The organism is Kitasatospora sp. NPDC030952, assembly GCF_055571335.1.
Map to the genome: position 1 here is coordinate 1 of NZ_JBVIFM010000061.1, position 1595 is coordinate 1595.

A 1595-nucleotide genomic window follows, 5' to 3' on the forward strand; every position below is an offset into this window, starting at 1 on the left:
GGACCGGGAAGCGGGCCGGTTCGGCGCTCGGGTCGCTGCCGACCGGGACGGTCTCCAGGTGCTCCAGCAGGGTCGGGCCGCCGTACCAGTCCATGTGCGCGGACGGCTCGACGACGTTGTCCCCGGCGAGCGCGGAGATCGGGACCGCCAGCACGTCGCGCACGCCGAGCGAGGCGGCGTAGGCGGTGAACTCCTCGGCGATGGCGGCGAAGACGGGCTCGGCGTAGTCGACCAGGTCCATCTTGTTGACGGCCAGCACGACGTGCGGCACCCGCAGCAGCGCGGCGACGGCGGCGTGCCGGCGGGTCTGCTCGACCACGCCGTTGCGGGCGTCGACCAGGACGACGGCGAGCTCGGCGGTGGAGGCGCCGGTCACCATGTTGCGGGTGTACTGCACGTGCCCGGGGGTGTCGGCGAGGATGAACCGCCGCCGGGGGGTGGCGAAGTAGCGGTAGGCGACGTCGATGGTGATGCCCTGCTCGCGTTCGGCGCGCAGGCCGTCGGTGAGCAGTGCGAGGTCGGGCGCCTCCTGGCCGCGGCCCAGGGAGACGCGCTCGACGGCCTCCAGCTGGTCGGCGAGCACCGACTTGGAGTCGTGCAGCAGCCGGCCGACCAGGGTGGACTTGCCGTCGTCGACGGAGCCGGCGGTGGCGAAGCGCAGCAGGGAGGTGGCGCTGGTCTCGATGGTCGTGCTCATTTAGAAGTACCCCTCGCGCTTGCGGTCTTCCATCGCGGCCTCGGACAGCTTGTCGTCGGCGCGGGTGGCGCCGCGCTCGGTGAGGCGGCTGGCGGCGATCTCGGCGATCACCGCCTCGATGGTGGTGGCGTCGGAGTCGACGGCGCCGGTGCAGGACATGTCGCCGACGGTGCGGTAGCGGACCAGCCGCCGCTGGACCGGCTCGCCGTCCTTGGGGCCGCCCCACTCGCCGGCGGTCAGCCACATGCCGCTGCGGGAGAAGACGTCCCGCTCGTGCGCGTAGTAGATCTCCGGCAGTTCGATGCCCTCGCGCTCGATGTACTGCCAGACGTCCAGCTCGGTCCAGTTGGACAGCGGGAAGACCCGCACGTGCTCGCCGGCCGCGTGCCGGCCGTTGTACAGCGACCACAGCTCGGGGCGCTGGCGGCGCGGGTCCCAGGCGCCGAACTCGTCGCGCAGCGAGAAGACGCGCTCCTTGGCGCGGGCCTTCTCCTCGTCCCGGCGGCCGCCGCCGAAGACGGCGTCGAACCTGTTGGACTCGATCGCGTCGAGCAGCGGCACGGTCTGCAGCGGGTTGCGGGTGCCGTCGGGGCGCTCGCGCAGCCGGCCGTCGTCGATGAAGTCCTGGACGTGGGCCACGTGCAGGCGCAGGTTGTGCTCGGCGACGACGCGGTCCCGGTAGGCGATCACCTCGGGGAAGTTGTGCCCGGTGTCGACGTGCAGCAGGGAGAACGGCACCGGCGCGGGCGCGAAGGCCTTGAGCGCCAGGTGCAGCATCAGGATGGAGTCCTTGCCGCCGGAGAACAGGATCACCGGACGCTCGAACTCCCCCGCGACCTCGCGGAAGATGTGCACCGACTCGGCCTCCAGCGCGTCCAGGTGGGACAGCGCGAAGGGG

2 protein-coding genes are annotated in these 1595 nt (G+C 72.2%); both read right to left on the bottom strand.

Annotated features, from left to right (window positions below):
• Positions 1–697, bottom strand: a 697-nt coding sequence (locus ACZ47G_RS39595; protein WP_465751374.1) for a sulfate adenylyltransferase subunit 1, incomplete at its 3' end; no start/stop codon positions are given.
• Positions 698–1595, bottom strand: an 898-nt coding sequence (gene cysD, locus ACZ47G_RS39600) for a sulfate adenylyltransferase subunit CysD (protein ID WP_465751376.1), incomplete at its 5' end; no start/stop codon positions are given.